We start from the raw sequence: 24,918 nt of genomic DNA, 5'->3' as shown, positions 1-24,918 counted from the left end.
GAGAGACGAAGATGCACAGCGAATACCCGCCCACGCTGCCGGCGGAGTACGCCGACATCGAGTTCGAGAACAACGCGCAGCGCCTGCCGCTGGTGCTCTGCCTCGACACCTCCAGCTCCATGGCGGGGGCGCCCATCCAGACGCTCAACAACGCGCTCATGGAGTGGACCCGGGAACTCCACGACGACGTCAGCCTCAGCTACAGCGTCGAGGTCGCCGTCATCACCTTCGGCGGCCAGGGCGTCGGCGCCTGGCGCGGACCCCAACTCCTCGACCCGCGCGCCCCGGTGAGCCCCTTCGTACCCGCCCACCTCTTCCGGCCGCCCCGGCTCACCGCGGCCGGGGTGACGCTGATGACCGAGGCGCTGGAGCTGTCGATGCACATCGTCGCCGCCCGCAAGGCCGAGCTGCGCGCCTCCGGCCTTCAGTACTACCGGCCGCAGATCTGCCTGGTCACCGACGGGCTGCCGACCGACGGCACGGGCCACCTCACCGACTCCTGGCACCGGTTGATCCCCGTCCTCGCCGAGGAACAGCGCGCCCGCCGCTTCCGGCTCTACGCGATAGGCGTCGGCGGCATCACCGACATGGGCGAGCAGGTCCTCCAGGCCTTCGCGCCCAAGTTCAACGCCCGCCTCCAGGGCTTCCCCTTCCGCGAGCTGCTGCAGATGATGTCCGCCAGCGCGAACGCCGAGCAGAAGGGCGCGGGCGACGAGGTCTTCGAGAAGATCTTCAGCCAGTTCAAGACCCAGCGTCCGGCCTGGGAATCCTGACCGATGGCGGACAGGGGCGGGACGAAGAAGGGCGAGCGGGAGTCGCCGTGGCGCGTGCACGGTATGAGCGTCGAGGGCTACCGGCACCGCCGCCAGGGCCTGCCCTGCCAGGACGCCTGCGCGTACACGGAGTCGCCGTCGGTGGTGGTGCTCGCGGTCGCGGACGGCGCGGGCAGCCGGCCGCGCTCCGACGAGGGCTCCCTGCTCGCGGTGGAACTGGCCGCCGAGCACTTCGGACGGCGGGCGGCCGCGGCGGCGGACGGCGGACCTGGAACCGCCGTGCGTGAACTGCTCGTGGACGCCTTCCACGACGTCAGCAAGGTGTTTCTGGACACGACCGGCGCGGATGCCCCCGACTTCGCCACCACCCTCACCGTCGTGGTGCTCACTCCGGGCTGGCTGGGCCATCTGACCCTGGGCGACGGCTTCGTCGTCGTACGCGCCGGTACGGAGGACGGCGAGCGGCAGTTCCATCTGCTGCCGCAGGCCGCCGAGGCGAGCGAGTACAGCAACGAGACGGTGTTCCTCACCTCGCCGGACGCGGGACGCTGGGTGCGGACCGACTGTGTGTCCGACCCCGGGATCGACGGGGTGCTGCTGTCCACCGACGGACTCGCGCAGGCCGCGCTCAACCGCTCGGCCGGCGGCGCGTCGAGCCCCAACGCGTCCTTCGCCGATGCCGTCTTCCGCTCCCTGGACGCTCCGGGACCGGTGTCGGACAACGCGCACGAGGCACTGGCCGCGCTGCTGAGGTCGGACCGGCTGACCGCGCTGAACGCCGACGACAAGACCCTGCTGCGGGCCGTCCGCAAGGCGCGCCCATGAGCGGCCTGACCGTGTTCCTGGACGGCAAGCCCGTCACCCTCGCGGAACTGCCTCTCAAGGGCGGCGGCCAGGCGGCCGTCTTCCCGGTGGTCGGCGACGACGGGATCGTCGTCAAGCTCTACCGCGATCCACCAGGTCCCGAGCAGGAGCGCCGGCTGACCCGGATGCTGACCATGTCCCCGCTGGCCGCCCGCCCCACCAACGCCTTCCAGCCGCCCGAACTGGCCTGGCCCACGGCCGTCGCCCGCGGCGCGCGGGGGGAGTTCCTCGGCTATGCCATGCGGCGCTTCGGCGAACCCGCGCACATCCAGCTGATCGGCCTGTTCACCCGTGCCCAGCGGCGCAAGCTCTTCCCCGAACGGGCCGACTGGCGCTTCCTGCTCGGCGTCGCCTGGAACCTCGCGTTCATGACCGCCCGCATGCACCACGACAACCTCGTCATCGGCGACTTCTCCAGCAGCAACGTCGTGGTCGACGCGAACGGCTTCGTCACCTTCCTCGACTGCGACTCCATCGCCTTCACCGACCCGGCGACCGGGGAACTCTTCCCCTGCCTGATGCACACCACCGACTACTCGCCCCCCGAGCGCCAGGCGGGCGGCCCGGCCGGCCGCGCCACCGACGACTTCGCCCTCGCGGTCCTCGTCTACCAGCTGTTGACGGCCGGCAACCACCCCTTCGGGGGCGTCCCGCACGACAGCGCGTCCGAGTCGACCGTCAAGGACAACATCGCCGCCAGCTGCTCGTACGTGGTCCGCCCCGAGCGGGTCGTCATCCCGCGCGGGACCGTCGACCCCTCCGTCCTGCCGCCGGACCTGCTCACCCTGGCCCGTGCCGCGTTCGGCCCCGGTGTCCTCGCACCCGCCGCCCGGCCCCCCGCGGAGGCCTGGCTGCGTGCCCTGAACAAGGAGCGCTCCCAGGTACGGATCTGCGCGCTCCGCCCCTTGCACGCGTACGGCTCCCATCTGACGTCCTGCCCGTGGTGCACGCGGGTGGCGACCACGGGCCACGACGTGTTCAACGGGCCCGCGCCGCTCCCGCTGCCGGACCCGCCGCCGCGGGAGGAGGAGCGGCCGGACGGACGTCTGAGCCCGGCACTGAAGGTCGCCCTGCTGGTCGCGCTGGTGGTGGCCCTGGCGGTCGCCGCGAGGCAACTGGGCGGCGGTTGATCACTGCGAGCGACCGCGGTCCTCCAGATAGCGCGTGTGCGACTCCTGGCGCCGGGCCTCGACCTCCCGCAGGGCCACCGCGAGCCGGTCGGCCTCCTCGTACAGCAGGGTGAGCTGGCGCTCCAGGTGGCGTTCCGGTGGTTCGGTGCCGGGCGTCAGCCGTGTCCACCACCGGGTCCGTACGAAGGTGTCGACGGCCTCGGGGATGTCCTGCCGTACGGCACGGGACAGCGCGTGCACGCCCTCCGGGTCCTGCACGAGCACCTCGGCGACCCAGCCGGGATCGAGCAGCGCGGTCAGGAGCTCGGTCAGTTCGGTGAGCCGGCCCGCGGCCGCCGGGGGCAGTTCCACACCGCCCAGATACTCCCGCAGCCGGCCGAAGTCACCCCGCAGCTCCTCCAGCTGGGCCGAGGGGTCGGGGAAGTCCGGCAGCGGCGGACGCTCCGGCGGGGCGACCAGGGCGCCCGCCCCGTACAGCCCCGCGACGACGATCGGCCAGTACGGGCCCGCGACCCCCGCGAAGGTGAGGGCCAGACCGACGAGCCCGCAGGCGCTGCCGGTGAGGTTCTTGCGGGACTCCAGATACTTCAGGGGGTTCCTATTGGTAGCCACGGATCTCCTCGAAGGCGCCGTCGAGCGAACCCTTGCGGGCGTCGAAGAGGCGGCCGCCGGTCAGGTCGGCGATGTGCTGGAGCTCGCCGGGGTCGGAGTCGCCGAACAGGATCGGGAAGACCGGGATCTCCTTCTGCCCGCCCGGCAGCCGGCCGTAGAAGCCGTCGAAGTCCTCGGGGTCGGCGCCCCTCGTGTTCTCGCCGTCCGTCATCAGCACGATCGACGTGAACGTGTCGCCGCCCGCGCCCAGATGCTCGTACGCCTTCTCCAGCGAGGTGTAGATCGCGGTGTTGCCGGAGGCGCTCAGGGCCTCGGTGTCCTTGCGGATGCCGTCGAGACCGGCCCTGGGGTCCTCGGGCCGCACCACGTGCGTGTGGACGCTCTTGACCTTCGAGCCGAACGGCATCAGCGTCACCTCCTCGCGGTCGCGGAAGTCGCCCGTCAGCCCGGTGAGCGCCTTCTTCAGCCGGTCGAGCCGGCCGCCTTCCATCGAGCCGGAGGTGTCGAGGACGTAGACGGTCCGGGAGGGCCGGCGGAGCTTGTTCTCGTAGGAGTCCAGGAGGTGGTCGGCGACGGACCGGCTGCCGGGGAAGGGGAGTTCACGTCGGCGCCCGGTGTCGAGGCCGGCCGCCGGGGCGATGGAGGCGACGACCGGGCGGCGCCGCGTCTGCTGCGTGATCTCCCGCTGCACGGCCGGAGCGCGCAGCGCCTCGGTGAGGCGGCGGACACTCTCGCGGGTGTCCTTGCTGGAGGAGGCGAGCGAGGAGAGCGGGTAGTCGGCGGTCACCACGCCGTCGCGCGGGCGGATGACCGTGAGCCCCTTCATGCCCGTGAGGATCGACTCGTAGTTGAGCAGGGCGTCCACGGTGCCGCGCCGCTCGTACGCCGTCGCCAGCCAGCCCGAGGATCCCGACGTCAGTTTCTGCCCCTTGAAGAACTCCTTGAGCCGCGGGGTCGCCTTCGCCACGTCCGCGTCGGTGAGCGCCGACTGCGCCCCGGACAGGCCCGAGGCCACCGAGATCAGCGTGGAGAAACCGGAGTTGGAGCGGGCCGGGTCGGTCATGCCGTACGTCAGTTTCCCGTCCGCGACGGCCTGCTCGACCTGCGACCAGGTGACGTCCCGCGGCTTCCAGCCCAGCGCGTTCACGGTCGCGGGCTTCACTCCGATCGCCACCGGGCTCGACATGATCGGCGTTTCCGAGACGACCTTCTTCGCCGCTTCGGGGCGCAGCCGCAGATAGTCGTCGGACGACAGCCACAGCGCGTCGTACGCGCCGTCCACCTTGCCCTTCGCGAGCAGGTCGACGGCGGAGAGGGTGCCCATGTAGGTGGGGCGGACCTTGATTCCGGTGTCCTTGCGGACCTGTTCGAGGATCGGCGCCATGTCGCTGAGCTCACTGGAGGCGAGGACGCGCAGGGTGCCGGGTTCGGGGGCGTTGCTGTCGGAGTGCTGCTTCTGGTCCTGCGCCGTGCAGCCGGTGACCGCGGCGGTGGCCGTGACGGCGAGCAGGGACACGAGGGCGTAGGCCCTGCGACGTCTCACGCGGAGCCTTCTTCCAGGGCGCCCCGCGAGCGACTGCGCTCCAAGTAGGCGCTCGCGTGCTGGAGTTCGGACGTGAGGGACTCGACGGTCGCGGCCATCGACTCGGTCGCCTGCACCTTGTAGGTGTCGATGGCGTCGAGGGTGCGGTAGATCTGCTGGAAGGCGGTGCGCAGGGTCTCCGCGCCGACGGCCGGGTCGGCGGCGATGCGCTGGATCTCCCCGCTCTGGGTGGCGAGCATCTCGGCGTTGCCGCGGATCAGGTCCTCGGTCGTGCCGCGCAGGGCGTTGACCTGGTCGACGACCTTGCGCTGGTTCTCGAGGGCGGAGGCCAGCATCACGGAGATGCGCAGTGCGGACACCGTGGTGGTGGCGGCGCGGTCGACGCCCTTGATGAGCTCGTCGTTGTTGCGCCGGACCACGTCCATGGCCAGATAGCCCTGCGCGCACACCGCGAGCTGGGTCAGCAGGTCCTGGTGCTTCTGCCGGACGGGGAAGAGGACATCGGCGCGCAGGGTGTCGGCCTGCGCGGGGTCCACGGTCTCGGCGGTGGCGATGTGGTCCTCGACCGCCGTGTCCAGGGCCTGGGTGAGGACGACGTACTCCTGGAGCTTGCCCATCGTCTCCCAGAGGCGGACGCGCTCGGTCTGCAACGCGGCGTTGTCGCGGCGCAGTTCGTCCTGGCCGCCGCGCAGCGAGCCCACGATCTTGTTCAGGGTGGCCTGCGAGGAGGCGTACTTGGCGACGTGGTCACGCAGTTTGTTGCCGCCGGGCAGCTTGGACAGGAACTTCCGCCCCTTGCTCGCGGGCAGGTCGCGCGGGTCCAGGTCCTCGACCACACGGCGGAGTTCGACCAGCGAGCCCGCGACGTGCGACTGGGCGTCCCCGCCCTTGTCGGGCAGGCTGCGCAGGGTGCGCTCCAGCATGCGGTTGGACTGCGCGGCGGCGCCCCGCATCTCGCTCGCGCCGAGGCCCGCGATCTCCCCGACCTTGCCCGCGAACTCGGGCGAGCGGGCGTCGAGGGCGGCGAGGCCACCGACGTACTCGGCGGCCCGGCGGGCCATCTCGTCCTGCACGGACGGGTCGACGGGCACCAGCCCGCCCGCCTTCTCACGGGGCACGGGCGCGACGGCCTCGGGCGGTGTGAGGGTGAAGGTGTCTTCGGTCGTCACTTGCTTTTCCCCCTAGTTCCCGGCCCGGCGCGCCATCTCGTGCAGCACCTTGTAGGCGGGCACGGGCGCCTGCCGGACGCCGGTCAGCTTCTGGTTGAGGTAGGTGGCGTGGGCGGCGGTGGCCGCCGTGAACTCCCCGGTCGCGCCCTGCGGCCGGAACCCGTGCTTGACGGCGAGCCTGCGCAGGGTCGGGTCACTGCTGAGGAGCTCACCGAGCGCGCGGCCCTCGGGAGTGAGGGGTACGACGGTGTGGTCGCTGTTCGCCGTGGTGTCCGGGTAGAGGACGGTGAGGTCACCGACGTCCTGGCCCTGGTTGAGCAGCGCGGCGACCTGCGACTCGTACACGAGCACGAGCGGGTTCCCGGCCCCGCTGATGAAGTCACGGAACGCCGCGTCCGTGCTGGACTGCTGCGCGCCCTGGACGCTGACGAGCTTGTGCAGGAGGGGCGCGGTGCGTCCGACGGCGGCGGTGTCGGAAGCGACCCGGCCGCCGTCGGCCACGTACGAGGCGGCGGCGAGGTAGAGCGCGCCGGAGTTGGAGGTGTTCGGATCGGTGCTGGCGATGAAGAGCGTGCCGGTCAGCTCGCCGTGCGCGGCGGCTCCCTTGAGCTGCTGCCAGGTCCGGTCCTGCCCGGCGGCCTTGAGATAGGCGGCCATCTTGAGCGTGCCGGTGCCCTTGCCGACGGTCGCGAGCCCGTTCGCCGCCAGGACCTCGGCGGCGCTGCGGTGCGCGACGACCACGAGGGGCGAGTAGAACGGGCGCGGCAGCGGCTGCCGTACGTGGAACTTGGCGGCCAGCTCGTCGGCCGGGGCCTGGCTGGAGGGGAAGGCGAAGTCGTACCCCTTGAGGTCCAGGCCGTCCATGGCCCAGGACCCGGAGGTCTCCGTCTTCACGGTGAAGCCCTTGGCAGCCAGGGCCTTCACCACGTCGGGATCGGCGAAGAACTCCGCCTTCTCCGATCCGATCACTCCTTGCACGGTCTTCGTTGCCGTGCCCTTGTCCTGACCTTCGCGGCCTGCGACGACGGCTGCTACCACGCCGCCGATCAGCAGGACCGCCAGGACGATTCCCGCGATGCGTCTCACACCGAGGAGAGTGCTCCCGGAACCCAACATTCCCGGTCGTGCCGGGTGAACGGAGGGTGTCCGACCGATCCCGGTATGCAACCGGAACGGCGGCTTCGAGCCGTCCGTGTGGGGGGGGACTGGCAGTACCAGGCTGTGGCGGCGCAGGGGGAGCACCATGGAGGGGTGAGCCGACGAGACCTTCGAGATCATCAGGACCATCGAGACCTTCGGGGTCATCGTGAGCACGGAGAGCTGGGTACCGCGCTGCGGCACTGGCGCGACCGGACCACACCCCAGGAGGCCGGGCTGCCGACGGGCGGCGCACGGCGGGCGCCCGGACTGCGCCGGGAGGAACTGGCGCAGCTCGCCGGACTCTCGGTGGACTACGTCACGCGCCTCGAACAGGGCCGGGCCACCTCCCCTTCCGGCCAGGTCGTCGGCGCGCTCGCCCGCGGCCTGCGCCTGTCGGAGCCCGAGCGCGACCACCTCTACCGGCTGGCCGGGCACGCCCCGCCCACGGCCGGACACATCTCGCAGCACATCCCGTCGAGCGTGCAGCGCCTCCTGGACCAGCTGGGCCAGTCCCCGATCGGGGTGCACGACGCGGCGTACAACCTCATCTCGTGGAACCCGCTGTGGGCCGCGCTGGTGGGGGACCCGTCCGGCTGGCGCGGGCGCGAACGCAACTACGTGTGGCGGCAGTTCACGGGTCTGTCCAGCCGGACCACGCGCACCCCGGAGCAGGAGCGGAGGCTGCATACGGCCCTGGTGTCGGATCTGCGGTCCGCCACCGCCCGCTATCCCGACGACCGGGGGCTGCGCTCGCTGATCGCGGATCTGCGGCGGGAGAGCGAGTCGTTCCGTGAGCTGTGGGCCTCGCACGCGGTCGGGTTCCACACGGCCGACACCAAGGCGGTCCGCCATCCCGAGGTGGGGACGATCGTCCTGGACTGCGACACGCTCGCGGTGCCGGGCGGGGACCTGCGGATCACGATCTGGTCGGCCGCGCCGGGCACGGAGGCGGCACAGCAACTGGCGCTGCTCGCGACGCTCGGGTTGCAGACGACGGCCACTGCTCTCGGCTGACCGAGGGGTGTGTGGCACCCGGTCCGCACGTCGCTGCGGGTGCGCGCGGACCGGGGCCGTACAAGGGGAGCCCGGGGGCTCGGGCGCGGGCTCTCAGCGAGCCGCGAGTGCGCGGGGTTCGGCGGCCAAGGCGTGGGCGTCCATGCGCTCGGCGGCCAGGATCGCGACCGCGGTGTCCGCGCGGGACGCGGCGACGACGAGGGCACGGCCGGCGAGGGCGTGGGCCCGCTGGTGGAGAGCGACGACGTGCGGCTCGCGCACGGCGGCGGCCGACGACGCGCGGACCGGCGCCACTCCTCCCCGCAGTCGCGCCACCTGCCCGGCGAGCCGCTCGGCCGCCGCCTCCAGGTCGGCGGACGGCTCGATCGCGCGGATCTCGTCGGTCACCGCGAGGAGCGCCGCGAGGTGTCCGGCGAGCTGGATGTCCAGCTCCTCCTCGCGCGACCGGTGGGGAAAGTCGGAGGGGGTACCGGCCGTCGTGTGGACCGACTTGGTGCGGATCGGTTCGTACATGGGGACGGCCTCCTGTGCTCTTTCAGGAAGCCATCCTAGCTTGGATTTCGTCTAAAGTTGAGCCATGTCGCACATCTTGTCGTCCCGCGCACACTGTGTGAGCGTCACGGCTGGCTGTAACCGTCCAGGAAGTTCCCGATCCGGGTCACCGCGTCGGTCAGATCGCCCACGCTCGGCAGGGTGACCACCCGGAAGTGGTCCGATTCGGGCCAGTTGAAGCCGGTCCCCTGGACGACCATGATCTTCTCCTGGCGGAGCAGGTCGAGGACCATCCGGCGGTCGTCCTTGATCTTGAAGACCTTCGGGTCGAGCCGCGGGAAGAGGTAGAGCGCGCCCTTGGGCTTCACGCAGCTCACGCCCGGGATCTGGGTCAGCAGCTCGTAGGCGACGTCCCGCTGTTCCTTCAGCCGGCCGCCGGGGAGCACCAGGTCGTTGATCGTCTGCCGTCCGCTGAGCGCCGCGACCACGCCGTGCTGACCGGGCATGTTCGCGCACAGGCGCATGTTCGCGAGGATCGTCAGGCCCTCGATGTAGGAGTCGGCGTGCGCGCGGGGGCCGGAGATCGACATCCAGCCCACCCGGTAGCCCGCCACCCGGTACGCCTTCGACATGCCGTTGAAGGTGAGGGTGAGCAGGTCCGGCGCGACCGAGGCGGTCGGGGTGTGCGTGGCGCCGTCGTAGAGGATCTTGTCGTAGATCTCGTCCGAACAGACCAGGAGGTTGTGGCGGCGGGCGATGTCGGTGAGCCCGCGCAGCATCGCCTCGTCGTACACCGCGCCCGTCGGGTTGTTCGGGTTGATGATGACGATCGCCTTGGTGCGGTCGGTGACCTTGCGCTCCACGTCCGCGAGGTCGGGCATCCAGTCCGACTGCTCGTCGCAGTGGTAGTGCACGGCGGTGCCGCCGGACAGGGACACGGCGGCGGTCCACAGTGGGTAGTCCGGCGCCGGTACGAGGACCTCGTCACCGTCGTCCAGCAGGCCCTGCATCGCCATCACGATCAGCTCGGACACGCCGTTGCCGATGAAGACGTGCTCGACGTCGGTCTCGATGCCGAGGGTCTGGTTGTGCATCACGACGGCGCGGCGGGCGGCGAGCAGGCCCTTCGCGTCGCCGTAGCCGTGCGCCGTCGACACGTTCCGGAGGATGTCCTCCAGGATCTCGGGCGGGCACTCGAAACCGAACGCGGCCGGATTGCCGGTGTTCAGCTTGAGGATCCGATGACCTGCCGCTTCCAGCCGCATCGCCTCCTCGAGCACCGGGCCCCGGATCTCGTAACAGACGTTGGCGAGCTTGGTCGACTGGATCACCTGCATGACGGTGAGCTTACGGCCGCGTAACGCTCGGCGGGGGGTGTTTTCCACCACGTGAGACGTGGCGTTTTGGGTCGCTTTCTTCCCCCGCGTTGTGCCGTAAGCCCTTGCGGTCCTTAGAATCCGCGCCCATGTCCTGGCAGAACGGTGAGACCGAGGCCGAGCCGAGGGTGTACCTCCCGAGCGGCGACGGCGAGGCGCCTCCGGCGTACGAGGCGTACGCGGATCCGGCGGCGGCGCACGGCTGGCAGGACGCGTACGACGGGCCGGGTGCGTACGACAGGCCTGGTGCGGGTGCGGCCGATGGCGACGGGCCGGATGCGGGGACGGCCGATGGCGACGGGCCGGGTGCGGGGACGGGTGACGACGGAGCCCTGGCGCGTGCCGGGGCCGGCCGCCGCGACCGCTCGCGGCGGCGGCGCCGCGAGCGGCTCCCGCGGCGGCGGGTGGCGGTGGCCGGCGGCGCCGTGTGCGTGGTCGTCCTCGGTGCGGTGGTCGTGGGACTGTTCGACTCCGGGCCGTCCGGGGGCTCCTCGCCGTCCGGGCGGAGCGATGGTGACGGCCGGAGGGCGTCGGCGTCCCCGGAGTCGAAGGCGTCGGTGGGTGGCTCGACCGCCGGCGCGGCGGAGACGACGCCGGGTGACTCGCCCGCCGCCTCCGGAGCGAGCGCCGAGCGGACCTCTCCGGGCGCGTCCGCGTCCACCTCGGCGACGCCGTCCACGGCGGCGCCACGGTCCCCGTCGGCCGGGACCTCCACCGCTCCCGCGGTCGACCCCACCACGACCGCGACCGCGAGCGCGACCACGGGGCACGGTGCCGCCAACGGCAATCCCGGCCACGGCCAGGGCGCCACCAAGCGGCCGAAGTAGCCGCCGGTCCCCGTCGGCTCGCCCGCGTATACGACATGCCCCGTCCCGCCGCTCCGGCATGCCCATGGCCGGAAACCGCTCCTTGTCCCTCCCGTCCCCTCGATTGACAATGCGCATGACAAAACTGGAAGTGGCCGGAAGATCTCCGGTCGCCCAAGTCGCAAGAGGGGACCCCCACATGAGAAAGCCTCTCGTCGCCGCGCTCTTCGCCCTGGTGATCACCGGGGCGGGCGTGGCACCCGCGGTCGCGGCACCCGCACCCGCGGCGGCGTCCACGTCCACGTCCGTGTCCGCGGTCAAGGCGGACACGAAGGCGGCGGCGCCGACCCTCCAGGCCGTCAGCCTCGCCGGGACCGTCGCGCTCAGCAACTGCTCCGGCTCCGTCATCCGCTTCCCCAACTCCGCGGACAGCGACCCGGCGCTCGTGCTCTCCAACGGCCACTGCCTGGAGACGGGCTTCCCGGAGCCCGGTGAAGTGATCGTCGACCAGGCGTCCAGCCGTACCTTCGGCCTGCTCAACTCCGCCGGCACCCGGGTGGCGACCCTGCGGGCCAGCAAGGTCGCGTACTCGACGATGACCGACACGGACGTCACGATCTACCAGCTCACCAGCACCTACACGACGATCAAGAACTCGTACGGCATCAGCGCGCTGACCGTGCAGGACACGCACCCGACCGTCGGCACCGCCATCACGGTCGCCTCCGGTTACTGGAAGCGGCTCTACAACTGCAGCATCGACGGGTTCGCGTACCGCCTCAAGGAGGGCGACTGGACCTGGAAGGACTCGATTCGCTACACCTCCGCCTGCAACACCATCGGCGGCACCTCGGGCTCGCCGGTCATCGACCAGGCCACCGGCAAGGTCGTCGCCGTCAACAACACCGGTAACGAGGACGGCGAGACCTGCACGGTGAACAACCCCTGCGAGGTCGACGCGAGCGGCAACGTCACCATTCACCCGGGCATCAACTACGCCGAGGAGACCTACCAGATCCCGGCGTGCTTCACGACCGGCAACAAGCTCAGCCTGAGCGCGAGCGGGTGCACCCTGCCCAAGCCGTGACCCCTGTGCGGCGGCGGGCGGTCACCGGGGAGTCCGGCGGACCGCCCGCCCCGCCAGTACGTCCGTGCGCCGCCCGTCCTCGATGACGAACCGGCCGTCGACCAGGACGTACGGGATGCCCGTGGGGAGTCTGCGCGGCTCCTCGAACGTCGAGCCCGCCGCGACCGTGGCCGGGTCGAAGAGGACGAGGTCGGCGCGGTACCCCTCGCGGACCAGGCCGCGGTCGGGCAGCCGCAGCCGGGCGGCGGGCCGGCCGGTGAGATGGGCGACGCACTCCTCCAGGGACAGCACGCCCAACTCCCGTACGTACTTCCCCAGATACTGCGGGAACGTGCCGTACGCGCGCGGGTGCGGCTTGTCGCCGCGCAGGATGCCGTCCGAACCGCCGGTGTGCACACGGTGGCGCATGATCGCGCGGACGTTCTCCTCGTGACCGACGTGCTGGAGGATCGTCGGGCCCAGCCGGTCGTCGAGGAGCAGGCGGCGGGCGGTCGTCCAGGGGCTCTCGCCGAGCCGGTCGGCGGACTGCCGGACCGTGCTGCCGACGTACGACGCGAGCGCCGGGTCGGTGACTCCCGAGATCTCGATCGTGTCCCACTCGATGGGCACGCCGTGGCAGCCGTCGGCGCCGATCACCTCCATGTGGTGCCGGACGCGCTCGGCCGTCTCCTCGTCCTTCAGGCGCGTGAGGATCGCCTCCGGGCCGCCCTCGCTCGCCCAGCTCGGCAGCATCGCCACGAGGGTGGTGCAGCCGGGCGTGTAGGGGTACGTGTCGAGGGTGATGTCCGCGTCCGCGGCGAGGGCGTCGTCCAGGAGGGCCAGCAGCTCCGGGGCCCTGCCCTCGTTGACCCCGAAGTTCATCGTGGCGTGGGCGAGGTGGAGCGGGCAGCCCGCCTCGCGGGTGAGGGCCACCATCTCCTCGTACGCCGCGAGGGCGCCCGCCCCGTACGAGCGGTGGTGCGGGCAGTAGTAGCCGCCGTACTCCGCCACCACCCGGCACAGCTCGGTGAGTTCGGCGTCCTGGGCGTACATGCCGGGGGTGTAGGTGAGGCCGGAGGACATGCCGACGGCGCCCTCGCGCATCCCGTCGGCCACCAGTCGCCGCATCCGCTCCAGCTCCCGCGCCGTCGCCGGGCGGTCCTCCCAGCCGACGGCGAGCATCCGGACGGTGCCCTGCGGGATCAGATACGCGGCGTTCACCGCGATGCCCTCGCCGTCGAAGCCGTGGTCGAGCCGGTCCAGGTACTCGCCCACCGAACGCCAGCTGAAGTCGATGTCGTCACCGGGTCCGTTCCAGCCGGTGATCGTGGACCGGACCTCCGCGAGGGTGCGGTCGTCGACCGGCGCGTACGACAGCCCGTCCTGGCCGATGACCTCCAGGGTCACCCCCTGCGCCGCCTTCGCGCTGTGGTCCGGGTCGCGCAGGAGGGCGAGGTCGCTGTGGGCGTGCATGTCGACGAAGCCGGGGGAGAGGGCCAGGCCCTCGGCGTCGAGGACCCGCCGGGCGACCGGCCGCAGACAGCCGGCCGCCGCCCCCTCCTTGAGCACGGTGGTGATCCTGCCGTCCTCGATGCCCACGTCGGCGCGGTACGAGGGGCCTCCGGTGCCGTCGACGACCTCCGCGTCGCGGATGACGAGATCCATCACAGGGGCCTCCTGGAATCATTCGTCACAACGGCCTCTCAGAAGAACGTACGGATGTAGTCCACGACCGTGCCGTCCGCCTCCACCAGCGGAATCAGCTGCCACTTGTCGAAGGACGTGCAGGGGTGGGACAGCCCGAGGCCCACCCAGTCCCCGACCTCCACGTCCGCCTCCGGGTCCGTGCGCAGCCACGCGTGCTGGTCGGAGAGCGCGGTCACCGTCAGACCCGTCGCCGGCCGCTCGGCACCGTCCCGCCGCACCACCTGGGCCTCGGGCAGATCGAGGTCGTACGCCGCGTCCCGCTTGCCCGCGTTGAGGAAGGCCTGCTCGGGGGAGGGCCGGGAGACGACCTGGGCCCAGAGGCGGAACGCGGGGTGCAGGGCGCCCTCCTCGGGGACCCGGGTGAAGGGGGTCAGCCGGCGGTAGTGGCCGTCGTCGTGCGAGACGTAGGCGCCCGAGCGCAGCAGCTTCAGTACGGGCAGGGAGAGGTCGGGGAGCTCGGAGAAGACGTCCGCGACGGCGTCGAACCAGGCGCTGCCGCCCGCACTGACGACGATCTCCGTCAGTCCCTCGAACCGGCCCGCCTTGTCGAAGTCCACCGCCAGCGCGGTCAGCCGTCGCAGCCAGGCGTGCACGCGCTCGGGGTCCGCCCCCGGGACCTCGCCCTCGTAACCCGCCACGCCGACCAGCCGCAGGGTCCGCGTCGCGGCCACCGCGTCCGCGACCGCCGCGCACTCGGCCTCCGTACGCACCCCGGTGCGGGCCCCCGCGCCGGCGGCGAGCTCGACGACCACGTCCACCGGACGGGTGGAGCCGTGCAGTGCCGCGTCCATCAGCTCGACGCCGCGCACCGAGTCGACGTAACAGACGAAGCGGAAGTCCGGGTCGGCCGCCAGCTCGGACGCGATCCAGCGCAGCGCCGCCGCGTCGACGAGTTCGTTCGCGAGGAAGATCCGCTCGATCCCGAACTCCCGTGCCACGCGCACCTGGTGGGGCACGGCGAGCGTGATGCCCCAGGCGCCGTGCTCGATCTGCCGCCAGAACAGCTGGGGGGCCATCGAGGTCTTGCCGTGCGGGGCGAAGACGAGGCCGTGACGGTCGGCGTACGTCTCCATCAGTTCGAGGTTGTGCGTCAGGCGCTCGGCGGACAGGGCGAGGACGGGGGTGGTGAAGCCGCCGGTGAACAGGTCGCGGCGCTGGGCGGCCAGCTCGCCGACGGTCAGGCCCTCGGCGTCCGGGGGGAGGCCCTTGAAGCGGTGGTCGACGCGGTCCGCGGCGAGACGGTCCGCCGCCGGACGGGCGGCGGCATCGGAGGCGGTCATGGGGGCCATCCCTTCAAGGGTGCTGCACGTGTTGCATCATGTGCAACGGTCATTGCGTATGTCGCTTACTGCTGTCTAACATCCCAGCCAACGCAGGGTCAACGGTGCCGCCCTGTCCCGTCGGCCGCGAGAACGAGGAGCCCCAGACATCGTGACCCCCAACGGACCTGTCGACGCCCCGGACGTCGTGGATGTCGTCGCGCTCGGCGAGTCCATGGTCACGTTCCTGCCCACCCGGCCCGGGCGCCTCGCCGATGTGCCGTCGTTCGAACGGGGGATCGGCGGAGCCGAGTCCAACGTGGCGTGCGTGCTCGCGGCGGCCGGGCACACCGCGCGCTGGGTCGGCCGGGTCGGCACCGACGGGTTCGGCGACCATCTCGTCGAGGCGATCGCCGCGTACGGCGTCGACACCTCCGCCGTACGACGGGATCCCGCGCGCCCGACGGGCGTCTACTTCCGCACGGCGGGCGACCGGGCGAGCGACGCCCACGAGGTCGCGTACTACCGGGCCGGATCCGCCGCCTCCGCGATGACCGTGGACAACGTGGACGTGGACGCCCTGAGCGCGGGCCGCGTACTGCACCTGTCCGGCATCACCGCGGCGCTGTCCGAGGACTGCCTCGGCCTGATGCGCGAACTCACCGCGCCTCGCGCGAGGCGCCCCCTCGTCTCCTTCGACGTCAACCACCGCGCCGGGTTGTGGCGCGACGCCGACGGACCGCGCGTCCTGCTCGACCTCGCGCGCGGCGCGGACATCGTGTTCGTCGGGGACGACGAGGCCCGCGCGGCCTGGGGGCTGTGCGGGGCGCGGGCGATCCGCGACGCGCTGCCGGAACCGGCCGTCCTCGTCGTCAAGCAGGGCGGGGACGGGGCGACCATGTTCGAGAGGGCCGAGGCGGGCCGCGCGGTTTCGGGGTCCGCCCAGGACGCCTCCGACACCGCCACGTTCGTACACGCCCTGCGCGTCGACGTGATCGCGGCCGTCGGCGCGGGCGACGCCTTCGCCGCCGGGTTCCTCTCCGCCACCCTGCGCGCACTGCCCGCCCGGGAGCGGCTCCGGCACGGCCACCTCATGGCCGCCGCCGCCCTCACCGTCCACGCCGACCTCGCCGCGCCCCCCTCCCGCGACCACGCCGACCGGCTGGCCGCTCTGGACGACGACGCGTGGGAGACACTTCGACTCGGCCCCGGCTGGACCGAAGCCGTCACGCGGGCCCAGGAGGAGGTACGTACCCCATGAGCCAGACCGTCGACCGAGCGCTGAGCATCCTGCCGCTGCTCGCCGAGGGCCCCGCCGACCTCGGCCAGGTCGCCGACCGCCTCGGCGTCCACAAGTCCACCGCGCTCCGCCTCCTGCGCACCCTGCACGAGCACGGCCTCGTCTACCGCCAGTCCGACCAGCGCTACCGCCTCGGCGCCCGCCTTTTCGCCCTCGCCCAGGAAGCCGTCGAGAACCTCGACGTCCGCGAGATCGCCCACCCCCATCTCATGCGGCTCAACGAGACGTGCGGGCACACCGTCCACCTCGCGGTGTACGAGGAGAACGAGGTCCTCTACATCGACAAGGTGGAGAGCCGCTACCCGGTGCGCATGTACTCGCGGATCGGGAAGCCGGTCGCCATCACGGTCGCCGCCGTCGCCAAACTCCTCCTCGCCGATCTCCCCGAGCCCGAGCGCCGCGCTCTCGCGGACAAGCTCGACTACCCCATGTACACGGCCCGTTCGACCCCCAACGCACCGGCCTTCCTCAAGGAACTGGCCACGGTGCGCGAACAGGGCTGGGCCACCGACCTCGGTGGCCACGAGGAGTCCATCAACTGCGTCGCGGCCCCCATCCGCGGCGCCGACGGACGCGTCGTCGCCGCGATGTCGGTCTCCGCGCCGAACGTCGTCGTCACCGCCGACGAACTCCTCACCCTGCTCCCGCTGGTGCGCCGGACCGCCGACGCCATCAGCCACGAGTACTCCGGCAAGCCCCCAGCCAAGGAAGAGAGTGCCCGACGTCCATGACCGAGAAGACCGCCCTCACCCCCAAGACCCACACCACGCCGCCCGCGAAGTTCTCGCACGGCGTGAAGAAGGGGAACATCCTCCAGGTCGCCGGACAGGTCGGCTTCCTCCCGGCCGAGGAGGGCAAGCCGCCCACGCCCGCCGGTCCCACCCTGCGTGAACAGACCCTCCAGACCCTCGCCAACGTCCAGGCGATCCTCGAGGAGGGCGGCGCGAGCTGGGACGACGCGATGATGATCCGCGTCTACCTCACGGACGTCGACCACTTCGCCGAGATGAACCAGATCTACAACACCTACTTCGAGGAGCAGGGCCTCACCGCGCCCCCCGCCGCCCGCACCACGGTCTACGTGGGCCTGCCGGCCGGCCTCCTCATCGAGATCGACGCGCTCGCCGTACTGGGCTGAGCGACCCCCTCGAACCCCCGCACCCCGTACGTCATCACGGCACGGCGTCCCCCCATGGGACGCCGTGCCGCGATCCCCCCTGCCCGAAAGCCGCATGCACCACTTACCCGACTGCAGAGGTCCCCCGCTCATGTCCTCGCTCATGTCCTCGCCCCTGCCCCTGCTCGCCGCCACCGCACCCCCGGCCCCACCTCACACCGGCGGTCTGATCGCCCTCATCCACGGCACCGCCGGTCTGCTGACCGTCGCCGCGCTCGGCATCGCCCTGCTCCTCGTCCTGATCATCAAGGCGAGACTCCAGCCCTTCGTGGCGCTGCTCGCGGTCTCCATAGCCGTCGGCCTCGCGGCCGGTCTCTCCGTCACCGAACTCTTCGGCACGGTCCAGCGCTCCGACGCCGTCTCCCTCATCGAGTCCGGCATGGGCGGCACTCTCGGACACATCGCGATCATCATCGGGCTCGGCACGATGCTCGGCGCGATCCTCGAAGTCAGCGGCGGGGCCGAGGTGTTGGCGTCCCGGCTGCTGAACCTCTTCGGCGAGGAGCGGGCGCCCCTCGCCATGGGCCTCACCGGCCTCATCTTCGGTATCCCGGTCTTCTTCGACGTCGGCATCTTCGTCCTCGCGCCGATCGTGTACGCGGCCGCCAAGCGCGGCGGCAAGTCGATCCTGCTCTACTGCCTGCCGCTGCTCGCGGGTCTCTCCATGACCCACGCGTTCCTGCCGCCGCACCCGGGCCCGGTCGCCGCCGCGGGACTGCTCCACGTGCAGCTCGGCTGGGTCATCCTCATGGGCATCGTCTGCGGCATCCCCGCCGTGCTCGCCGCCTGGGTCTGGTCCGCGTGGATCGGCAGGCGGATCTTCGTCCCCGTACCGCAGGACATGGCCGAGGCCGCCGACGAGGCGAGGGCCGCGCTGGTCGAGGAGCAGCGGGCCGCCGGGGTCGCGCCGCAGGAGAAGCCGGTGCCGCTCGGCACGGTCCTGGCCATCATCGGTACGCCCCTGGTGCTGATCCTGCTCGCGACCTTCTCCTCGATCGCCTTCGACCCCTCCACGGGCCGCTCGGTCATCGAGTTCTTCGGCCACCCCTTCGTCGCGCTGACGATCGCGCTGCTGCTGGCGTACTACCTGCTCGGCATCCGCCGCGGCTGGTCCCGCAAGTCGCTGGAGACGGTGTCCACGGCCTCGCTGAAGCCGGTCGGCAACATTCTGCTCGTGGTCGGCGCGGGCGGTGTCTTCGGCGCGGTCCTCAAGGGCAGCGGGGTCGCCCAGGCCCTCTCCGACACCTTCAACGACGTCGGCCTGCCGGTGATCGTCCTCGCCTACCTCATCTCCCTGGTCCTGCGTGTCGCCCAGGGCTCGGCGACGGTGGCCATCGTCACCACGGCCGGCATCGTGGCCCCGCTGCTGACCGAGGGCGACCACTCCCAGGCCTTCGTCGCCCTGGTCATCATGGCGATCTCGGCGGGCTCCATCTTCGCCTCGCACGTCAACGACGGCGGCTTCTGGATGGTCGCGAAGTACTTCGGCATCTCCGAACGGGACACCCTCAAGACCTGGACGGTCCTGGAGTCGGTGCTGTCGGTGGCGGGCTTCGCGGTGGCGGCGGTGGTGAGCCTGTTCGTGTAGGTACGGGGCGTCTTCGTGCAACAGTCGCGTTGCCAACTTGGGGGCTGGCTGTGTCCGACACAGGATCTTCGACCATACTGCCCGCTGTGGAGCAGCGCATAGGTTCGAAGAGCCAGCCCCTGGACGCCGCCGCGGTGAACCCGGCGTACATCCCCGGGCTCACGTCACCCGCGAAGGCGGAGCCGAAGGACGCGGCCGTCGAGGAGGCCGAGTCCGAGGAGACCGCCTCCGAAGAGGCCGTGTCCGAGGAGGCGGTTGTCGAGGACGCCGCCCCCGGGGACGAGGTCTCCGAGGAGGCACCCGCCGAACCCGAAGAGGAGGCCACCTCCGAATCCGAATCCGACTCGGACTCCGAGCCCGAACCGGACCCGGACGGACCGGTGTTCGAGGCGTCCGACCGGCGCGCCTCGATCAAGGCCGACCACGGCGGCGTACGGCTGCGTCTGGACGACCAGGAGGCGGAGTTCCGCTGGGACGAGATCGGCGCCGTCGAGACGGAGTCGCCCCGCTTCGGGAAGCGGTTCACCATCACGGTGCACACCCCGGACCGCCGCTGGTACCCGATCGAGATCGAGGCGACGGCCCGGGCGCGGTTCAAGGAGTGGGAGGACCAGCTGGACGCGGTCCTGGACGCCTACTTCGAAGACGGTGAGGAGAGCGCCCTGTAGGGGCGCGGGGAACTGCGCGACCAGCCACGACGGGCCCGCAGTTCCCCACACACCGCACCGTCCCGGTCAACTGCAGTACTGCGTCGCCTTCCCGATCGACCGATACATGCAGTCCGCGTTCTCCAGCAACTGCAACACGGCGTCCCGGTTCCGTGAGGTCTCCCGCTCGATGACCTCGTCGGGCGGGTAGAACCCGCCTCCGGAACTGGACGTGGGATACATCTCGAAGGTGTAGTCGAAGATCTTCTGACTGCCCCAGAGGTAGTCGTCGATCGACCCGTCGGTGATGTACAGGTCGCTGGACTGCTCCGGGGTGTACCCGTTGCTGGCCGCCATCTTCTGGCCGACGGCCTTGAACGCGGCGGCGTCGTCCGCGGTCATGCCGGTCGCGGTGTCGGCGTTGGTGTACCCGAAGGGCCACAGCACGAGTTCGCTGTACGTGTGGAAGTCGATGCCGGCCTTGATCTGCTGCTTCCCGCCGACGACCCGGCTGCGTACGAAGTCGGCGACGACCTTCACCTCGGGCGCGGACTCGGCGGAGGCGCCGCGGTAGGTCTCGGAGGACGTGGAGCCCGACGAGCCGCCGCAGCAGCCCCACTTGTAGTTCCAGTTGCGGTTGAGGTCCGTACCGACGTACGAGGAACCGGAGTTGGGCTGGCGGTTCTTGCGCCAGGAGCGGTAGGAGCCGGTCGCGATGTCGTACTCGCCGCCGTCCGGGTTGAGGTCCGGGACGATCCAGATCTCGCGGTTGTTCACCATGTTGGTGACCCGGGAGTCGTTGCCGTACCCGGCCCCGAGCTCGCGCAGCAGATACAGCGCCATCTCGACGGTCAGGTGCTCGCGGGCGTGCTGGTGGAAGGTGAGGAGGACCTCGGGCTCGTTCTCGTCGGTGGCCACGTTGTCGCTGACCTTGATGGCGACGATGTCCCGGCCCTGGTACGACTTCCCGATCACCCGCTTGCTCATGATGCTCGGGTAGGCCGCGAGCCGCTGGTCGATCTCCGTGTTCATCTCGGTGTAGTTGTGGTACTTCGCGTCGGCCGAGGGGAAGTCGAGGAGGCGGACGTCACCGGCGCCGTTCGACCGGTTCGGCGCGGACCCCAACAGGGAGACCTCGTAGCCGAGTCGCCGCAGTTCTTTGACCTGGTCGGCGCGGCCCGAGACGACGACGGTCTCCTCGTCGGCCTCGTCCACGGTGACGCCGGTCCGCTGGATGGCGGTGCGGGTCACCGGGGTGGTGCTCTGGTGGATCTCGTACTGGCGGATGTCGTCGGCCGAGGGTGCGGGGGCCTTCGCTCCCGTCGCCGTGGCGTGGGTGGCGGTGGCGGTGATCGGGGCGGCGAGGGCGAGCGCGAGCAGGGTCGCGAGGGTGACGGTGCGCCTGCCGCGTCGGTGAAGTCGCATGAAGTCTCCTTGGCGGAGTGTGGGGGGTGGAACCAGTGCGACGTACGGAGTGCGGGTGTGGCGCTCATGGTGAGCGTTTGGCATGGTCAGGTCAAGAGTCGCTAAAGGGTCGATGGCGGAAACCGGTCATGCCTCGGACCCCGTCGGCAGGTCCGCCCGACGGGGCCCGAGTAGGGAAAGGGGCGAGGGAACTCAGCCCGGGCCGCGCCACTTCGCACTGAGGGCGATCGCCCGGAGCTGCTTCGTCGTGAGCGCGGGGGCGGTGCGCGTCGCGGCCGCCATCTGGCTGCCGGAGTTGAAGGCACTCACCACCACACGGAACCCGTCGGTCCTGAGGGTGTCGGCGGTCCACATGACGACGCCGGCGCCGCCCTTCTCGCCCGGCTTTTTGTGCGTGACGACCTTCGTGCCGTCGGCCAGCGTCTCCGCGCCCGCCCCGAAGAGCTGGTCCTCGACGTCCGACATGTTCGGCTGCACGTTGATCTGGACCAGGCTCCTGCCCTTGCCGTCGTCGAGGACGACATAGCCGTACCCGCTGTCCGGGCCGCTCTTGGCGACCACCTTGACGCCCTTGGGAAGCAGCGAGACGAGCGTGGAGGTGACCGCGCGGCCGTCGATGCCCGAGGGCTGTGCGGGGAGCGCCGTCGGGGCCCTGGGGTCCACCGGGATCGCGTCGACGACGCCCAGCCACGCGCCGGCCGTGACGAGGGTCTTCAACCGCGCCGGAGACAGGGGTGGTTCGGCCCTGCTGACCGGCGCGTCCTTCTCGGCGGCGGCGTTCCATTCGCTCACGCCGACGTGCTGACCCTTGGGGGTGACGAGGTCCGCCGTCCACAGCTTCGTGTCCGCGCGGCGGTCCGGGTACTCGTAACCCTGGAAGATCTTGAGCGCCGAGCCGTCGGACAGCCTGGTCACGACGCAACCGTCGTACGGCGTCAGGACTTTGTCCGGGCACTCGACGGTCTGGCGGGCCTGCTCGCTGCCCGGCAGGACCCGGTCGAAGCCGACGGCGATGGCCGCCTTGCCCTTGCCGTCGTTGTAGACGACCTGTGCGTACGGCGGCAGCTTCTCGTGAGTGCCGCGTGCTGCCGCCGAGCCGAACTCGCCCCGGGGGAGCAGCTTCTCGAGGATGTCGATCAGTTGGTCGCCGGTGTACGACGCCTTGGGGGTGGCCGAGGCGACGGGGGTCTTCGCACCGGTGGCCACGGACTGCCGCCCGTCGTCGCCGCCCGGTACGAGGAGTGCCCCGCCGAGGCCCACGAGCGCGACCGAGGCCACGCCCCCCACGACGGCGGCCCTGCGCCGTAGTAGCAGCCGGTGGCCGCGCGTCTCGCCGGCGGCGACCAGGGCGCGCCGGTCGGTCTCGTAGGCCCCGCCGGCGTGCCGCAGGGCCTCGCCGAGCCGTTCCTCGAAACGGTCCTCGGGGTCGTGGCTCCGGTCGTGGTCGTGGTCGCGGTCGTCAACGGGCATGGCGAATCACCCTCTCTGCTCTCCGTAAGGGCTGTCTGTCGGAGCTGTGGGTCGGAGCTGTGGGTCGGAAGTCTCGGTACGGTCGTCGGCGCCGGGTCGGCGTCAGGGTCTGGCGTGCTCGCCGAGGGCGTCCCCGAGCAGCAGCCGCAGCCGGGCGAGCGCGCGGGTGCAGCGGGTGCGTACGGCGGCCGAGCTGACGTTCATGGCCTCGGCGGTCTCCTCGACGCTGCGGTCCTCCCAGTAGCGCAGCACGACCACGGCCCGGTCCTTGGCGGACAGCCGGCCGAGGGCCTCGACCAGGGTCAGCCGCAGGGGCGTGTCGGTGTCGGCCGCGCGCGGGTCGGGAAGGTCGGGGAACTCGTCCGTGGCGCGTTCCCGGCTGCTGCGGCGCCGCTGGTGGGCGAGGAAGGTACGGGTGAGGACGGTCTGGGCGTACCCGGCGGGGTTGCCGACTCGGGAGACCCGGTACCAGCGGACGTACAGGCGACCGAGGGTCTCCTGCACCAGGTCCTCGGCGAGATGGGTGTCCCCGCCGGTGAGCAGACAGGCGGAACGGTAGAGATGCCCCGCCCGCGCCGCCGCGAACTCGGCGTAGTCGTCCCCCCGGACCTGTCTCATCCCGCCCCCGTGTCTTCGGTACCGCCGCCTTCACTTCATTGATGCGCCGGCCCCCCGGAAATGTTTCAGAGGGCCCAAGGGCGCCCTCCGCGTAGGGGATCCGCGTACGCGGGGATAGGTTGCCGGAGTGACAGACCAGCCGCCCGCTTCCACCCCACCGGGCTTCGGCCCGCCCCCGCCGCAGTACGCCCCGCAGCCACCCCAGCCCTCGGCGCCCGGACCGGAGTTCCTGGCGGTCGACAAGCACAACTCGGTCGTCGTCGACGCGTCGGGTGTGGCCTTCGAGATGTACGACATCACGGTCGACTTCCCCTGGGCCGAGATCCGCAGCGTCCACTACAAGGCGAGCCCCAACGGCAAGGCCCTGATGGTCGCCGTGGTCCACCTGGACGGCAGGGTCTACGAGTGCGTGGTGAACGCGAAGCCGCGGGAGTTGTTGCGCGGGTGGTTCGCACAGCTGGCGTGGGTGCTGGGGTACTACCGGCCGATGGGGTAGCCGTCCGGCGCTCAGAGGAGGTGGTCGGCCCTGCCCGCCTTGATATCGAGGATCATCGTGCGGAGCGCTTCGCGGGTGTCGGTGAGGTAGTGGTCTTCGGCTCCGGCTATGGCGATGTAGGCGTTGCCGTCGGGGTCGGTGCCGAGGCGGAAGCAGTTGTTGCCTTCACCGCAGAACGGGTCTTCCCAGGCGATGTGGTCGGTCACGACGTCTCCTACAGTCCGTGGGCGATCTGTTGGATGAGGTCGCGTGACCCTGCTGGGGTCATCGCCGCACCGTCCATCCAGTCCAGATGGGCACGGTACTTCGTGAGCTGAGCCTCGGCGTGGGTGAATTCCGGTCCGTGGGCCGAGTCCAGTTGCACGGTGTCGAGCCGGGGCACGGCCCCGTCCGCGAAGAGCACTGCGTGCCCCGCGCCGGGGAACCCGCCTTTGGACGTGGGGATCACTCGGACCTCGACGTTCTCGCGCTCGGACTGGGCGCCCAGATGGCCGAGTTGCTGCCGGGTCGCTTCCGCCCCGCCGTACGGCATGCGCAGGGCCGCTTCATGGACGTAGGCGACGTACGGGAGCGGGTCCGGCCGCTCGAAGACCTGCTGGCGCTCCAACCGATGCGCGACCCGCAGTTCGACCTCGAGCCGGGTCAGTGGCGGCAGGACGGCGGCGAAGACGGCTCGGGCGTATTCCTCGGTCTGGAGCAGCCCCGGCGCGTGCATGACCTGGGCGGTCCGGACACGGGTGGCGTGCCACTCCAGCTCCGCGATGTCCAGGAGTCCGGAGGGCAGTGTGCCCCGGTGACGCTCCCACCAGCCGCGCTCCTTTCCGTCCGCCATGGCCACCAGGGCTTCTACATAACCCTCGTCCGTGCAGGCGTAGTTGCACGCGAGGGTGCGGACGCGCTCGGGCGAGAAGGGGCGGATGCCCGACTCCATGTTGGACAGCCGTGTCCTGTCGATGCCGAGAAGACCCGCCGCGTACTCCGTGGTGGCTCCCGCCGCCAGGCGCATCTTGCGCAACTCGGCACCGAGACGCTTCTGCCGTTCCGTCGGGGTGGTTCTGGTTGCCATGGCGACAGTCTGCCTGCCTCGGGCAGGACAGGTCCACGTCCTAAGGGGGTAATTATCCCCAAGGTGATGGACATAGTGACTCCGCAATCTCTACATTCGGTAACGCATCCGCCACTCTTGGCAGTTGGAAGCGCCTCGCGGCCCCTGCCCGCGACAGGCCACCACTGCCCTCCCCCCCTG

25 protein-coding genes are annotated in these 24,918 nt (G+C 71.2%); 12 read left to right on the top strand and 13 right to left on the bottom strand.

Annotation, left to right across the window (positions count from 1 at the left end):
• The first annotated feature begins 11 nt into the window (after positions 1–11).
• From ACZ7M2_RS09575 to ACZ7M2_RS09565, 3 genes are read left to right on the top strand one after another with little or no spacing between them, the layout of a single operon-like run.
• Positions 12–773 (top strand): vWA domain-containing protein, encoded by a 762-nt coding sequence (locus ACZ7M2_RS09575; RefSeq protein WP_471594788.1) that lies wholly within the window; start codon positions 12–14, stop codon positions 771–773.
• Between the two features lie 3 nt (positions 774–776).
• Entirely contained in the window at positions 777–1,598 is an 822-nt protein-coding gene (locus ACZ7M2_RS09570) for a PP2C family serine/threonine-protein phosphatase (protein WP_471594787.1), read from the top strand.
• Positions 1,595–2,767, top strand: coding sequence for a hypothetical protein (locus ACZ7M2_RS09565; RefSeq protein ID WP_471594786.1), 1,173 nt, complete (start codon positions 1,595–1,597; stop codon positions 2,765–2,767). Before ACZ7M2_RS09570 ends, ACZ7M2_RS09565 begins: the two co-directional genes overlap by 4 nt.
• On the opposite strand, the gene ACZ7M2_RS09560 is transcribed toward ACZ7M2_RS09565, so the two are convergent.
• The 4 genes from ACZ7M2_RS09560 to ACZ7M2_RS09545 are packed head-to-tail and all read right to left on the bottom strand — an operon-like array spanning position 2,768 to position 7,177.
• Positions 2,768–3,358 (bottom strand): hypothetical protein, encoded by a 591-nt coding sequence (locus ACZ7M2_RS09560; protein WP_471595211.1) that lies wholly within the window; start codon positions 3,356–3,358, stop codon positions 2,768–2,770.
• A gap of 7 nt (positions 3,359–3,365) precedes the next feature.
• Positions 3,366–4,922, bottom strand: a complete 1,557-nt coding sequence (locus ACZ7M2_RS09555; protein ID WP_471594785.1) for a substrate-binding and vWA domain-containing protein — start codon at positions 4,920–4,922, stop codon at positions 3,366–3,368.
• Positions 4,919–6,091, bottom strand: a complete 1,173-nt coding sequence (locus ACZ7M2_RS09550; protein WP_471594784.1) for a toxic anion resistance protein — start codon at positions 6,089–6,091, stop codon at positions 4,919–4,921. The genes ACZ7M2_RS09555 and ACZ7M2_RS09550 overlap by 4 nt, the downstream gene beginning before the upstream one ends.
• 12 nt (positions 6,092–6,103) lie before the next feature.
• Positions 6,104–7,177, bottom strand: coding sequence for a hypothetical protein (locus tag ACZ7M2_RS09545; RefSeq protein WP_471594783.1), 1,074 nt, complete (start codon positions 7,175–7,177; stop codon positions 6,104–6,106).
• A 234-nt stretch (positions 7,178–7,411) separates the two neighbouring features.
• On the opposite strand from ACZ7M2_RS09545, the gene ACZ7M2_RS09540 reads away from it, so the two are divergent.
• Positions 7,412–8,245 (top strand): helix-turn-helix transcriptional regulator, encoded by an 834-nt coding sequence (locus ACZ7M2_RS09540; RefSeq protein ID WP_471595210.1) that lies wholly within the window; start codon positions 7,412–7,414, stop codon positions 8,243–8,245.
• A 93-nt stretch (positions 8,246–8,338) separates the two neighbouring features.
• On the opposite strand, the gene ACZ7M2_RS09535 is transcribed toward ACZ7M2_RS09540, so the two are convergent.
• Together ACZ7M2_RS09535 and ACZ7M2_RS09530 are read right to left on the bottom strand one after the other, a co-directional pair.
• The gene (locus ACZ7M2_RS09535; RefSeq protein ID WP_471594782.1) at positions 8,339–8,758 is read right to left on the bottom strand and encodes an SCO4983 family protein; all 420 of its coding nucleotides are present in this window, start codon (positions 8,756–8,758) and stop codon (positions 8,339–8,341) included.
• A gap of 104 nt (positions 8,759–8,862) precedes the next feature.
• Positions 8,863–10,074 carry a pyridoxal phosphate-dependent aminotransferase gene (locus ACZ7M2_RS09530; RefSeq protein WP_099920887.1) on the bottom strand — a complete coding sequence of 404 codons (1,212 nt, stop codon included), beginning with the start codon at positions 10,072–10,074 and terminating at the stop codon, positions 8,863–8,865.
• Positions 10,075–10,202: 128 nt separating this feature from the next.
• Here ACZ7M2_RS09530 and ACZ7M2_RS09525 point away from each other — a divergent pair, with 128 nt between their 5' ends.
• Positions 10,203–10,940 carry a hypothetical protein gene (locus ACZ7M2_RS09525; RefSeq protein ID WP_471594781.1) on the top strand — a complete coding sequence of 246 codons (738 nt, stop codon included), beginning with the start codon at positions 10,203–10,205 and terminating at the stop codon, positions 10,938–10,940.
• A 178-nt stretch (positions 10,941–11,118) separates the two neighbouring features.
• Positions 11,119–12,006, top strand: coding sequence for a S1 family peptidase (locus ACZ7M2_RS09520; RefSeq protein WP_471594780.1), 888 nt, complete (start codon positions 11,119–11,121; stop codon positions 12,004–12,006).
• A gap of 21 nt (positions 12,007–12,027) precedes the next feature.
• Here ACZ7M2_RS09520 and ACZ7M2_RS09515 read toward each other — a convergent pair whose 3' ends face one another.
• Positions 12,028–13,650, bottom strand: coding sequence for an N-acyl-D-amino-acid deacylase family protein (locus tag ACZ7M2_RS09515; RefSeq protein ID WP_471594779.1), 1,623 nt, complete (start codon positions 13,648–13,650; stop codon positions 12,028–12,030).
• Between the two features lie 38 nt (positions 13,651–13,688).
• Positions 13,689–14,972 carry an amino acid deaminase gene (locus ACZ7M2_RS09510; RefSeq protein WP_471594778.1) on the bottom strand — a complete coding sequence of 428 codons (1,284 nt, stop codon included), beginning with the start codon at positions 14,970–14,972 and terminating at the stop codon, positions 13,689–13,691.
• Between the two features lie 214 nt (positions 14,973–15,186).
• Between ACZ7M2_RS09510 and ACZ7M2_RS09505 the strand changes: the two genes are divergently transcribed.
• From ACZ7M2_RS09505 to ACZ7M2_RS09485, 5 genes are all read left to right on the top strand, one after another.
• On the top strand, positions 15,187–16,212 hold the full coding sequence (locus ACZ7M2_RS09505) for a sugar kinase (RefSeq protein WP_471595209.1): 1,026 nt from the start codon (positions 15,187–15,189) through the stop codon (positions 16,210–16,212).
• Positions 16,209–16,982, top strand: a complete 774-nt coding sequence (locus tag ACZ7M2_RS09500; protein WP_471594777.1) for an IclR family transcriptional regulator — start codon at positions 16,209–16,211, stop codon at positions 16,980–16,982. Before ACZ7M2_RS09505 ends, ACZ7M2_RS09500 begins: the two co-directional genes overlap by 4 nt.
• Positions 16,979–17,389: a RidA family protein gene (locus ACZ7M2_RS09495; protein ID WP_054234976.1), complete on the top strand. Its 411-nt coding sequence runs from the start codon at positions 16,979–16,981 to the stop codon at positions 17,387–17,389. The genes ACZ7M2_RS09500 and ACZ7M2_RS09495 overlap by 4 nt, the downstream gene beginning before the upstream one ends.
• Before the next feature lie 142 nt (positions 17,390–17,531).
• Positions 17,532–19,016 carry a GntP family permease gene (locus tag ACZ7M2_RS09490; protein WP_471595208.1) on the top strand — a complete coding sequence of 495 codons (1,485 nt, stop codon included), beginning with the start codon at positions 17,532–17,534 and terminating at the stop codon, positions 19,014–19,016.
• Between the two features lie 86 nt (positions 19,017–19,102).
• Entirely contained in the window at positions 19,103–19,684 is a 582-nt protein-coding gene (locus ACZ7M2_RS09485) for a hypothetical protein (protein ID WP_471594776.1), read from the top strand.
• 66 nt (positions 19,685–19,750) lie between these two features.
• On the opposite strand, the gene ACZ7M2_RS09480 is transcribed toward ACZ7M2_RS09485, so the two are convergent.
• The 3 genes from ACZ7M2_RS09480 to ACZ7M2_RS09470 all read right to left on the bottom strand — a co-directional run bounded on the left by ACZ7M2_RS09480 (position 19,751) and on the right by ACZ7M2_RS09470 (position 23,176).
• Entirely contained in the window at positions 19,751–21,088 is a 1,338-nt protein-coding gene (locus ACZ7M2_RS09480) for a M14 family metallopeptidase (RefSeq protein ID WP_471594775.1), read from the bottom strand.
• A 192-nt stretch (positions 21,089–21,280) separates the two neighbouring features.
• Positions 21,281–22,558, bottom strand: coding sequence for a hypothetical protein (locus ACZ7M2_RS09475; protein WP_471594774.1), 1,278 nt, complete (start codon positions 22,556–22,558; stop codon positions 21,281–21,283).
• A gap of 102 nt (positions 22,559–22,660) precedes the next feature.
• The gene (locus ACZ7M2_RS09470) at positions 22,661–23,176 is read right to left on the bottom strand and encodes a SigE family RNA polymerase sigma factor (protein ID WP_054234980.1); all 516 of its coding nucleotides are present in this window, start codon (positions 23,174–23,176) and stop codon (positions 22,661–22,663) included.
• A gap of 127 nt (positions 23,177–23,303) precedes the next feature.
• Here ACZ7M2_RS09470 and ACZ7M2_RS09465 point away from each other — a divergent pair, with 127 nt between their 5' ends.
• On the top strand, positions 23,304–23,672 hold the full coding sequence (locus tag ACZ7M2_RS09465; RefSeq protein ID WP_099920879.1) for a hypothetical protein: 369 nt from the start codon (positions 23,304–23,306) through the stop codon (positions 23,670–23,672).
• Between the two features lie 11 nt (positions 23,673–23,683).
• On the opposite strand, the gene ACZ7M2_RS09460 is transcribed toward ACZ7M2_RS09465, so the two are convergent.
• On the bottom strand, positions 23,684–23,878 hold the full coding sequence (locus tag ACZ7M2_RS09460) for a hypothetical protein (RefSeq protein ID WP_450486528.1): 195 nt from the start codon (positions 23,876–23,878) through the stop codon (positions 23,684–23,686).
• Between the two features lie 8 nt (positions 23,879–23,886).
• A complete protein-coding gene (locus ACZ7M2_RS09455) occupies positions 23,887–24,738 on the bottom strand; it encodes a helix-turn-helix domain-containing protein (RefSeq protein WP_471594773.1) in 852 nt (283 codons plus the stop codon).
• Positions 24,739–24,918: the final 180 nt, after the last annotated feature.

The organism is Streptomyces sp. NPDC111507, assembly GCF_055638955.1.
Note: the sequence above shows the minus strand (reverse complement) of the source record. Positions and strands in the feature narration are given on the sequence as shown.